Source organism: Pseudomonas sp. UBA6699 (genome assembly GCF_002454615.1).
GTDB classification, from domain to species: Bacteria; Pseudomonadota; Gammaproteobacteria; order Pseudomonadales; family Pseudomonadaceae; genus Aquipseudomonas; species Aquipseudomonas juntendi.
Map to the genome: position 1 here is coordinate 1 of NZ_DKJF01000121.1, position 328 is coordinate 328.

Genomic DNA, 328 nt, shown 5'->3' on the forward strand with positions numbered 1-328 from the left:
AGGCCGCTCCTACAGAGATCGCGTAACGCCCAGGGATCAGTCCCGCTCCCGGACCCAGAACAACGTAGCCCCGGCCACCGCCGCCGGCATCATCAGCACGTTCACCCCCGGGATCAGCAACGCCAGGTACGTCACCCCGCCAAAGCCCAGGCTCTGCCAGCGCTTCTGGCGCAGCCAGGCCAGCATGTCCTGCCAGCTCATCTTGTTGTTGTCGGCCGGGTAGTCGATGTACTGGATGGCCATCATCCATACGCCGAAGATCAGCCACAGCGGCGCGGCTACCACGTTGACCACCGGAACCAGTGAGAGGATGAACAGGCCGATGGCC

General features: G+C 64.3%; 1 protein-coding gene. It reads right to left on the reverse strand.

Annotated elements, in window-relative coordinates:
* Positions 1-36: 36 nt before the first annotated feature.
* The coding region (locus tag B3361_RS22275; RefSeq protein WP_286920363.1) for an EI24 domain-containing protein at positions 37-328 on the reverse strand (292 nt) is incomplete at its 5' end.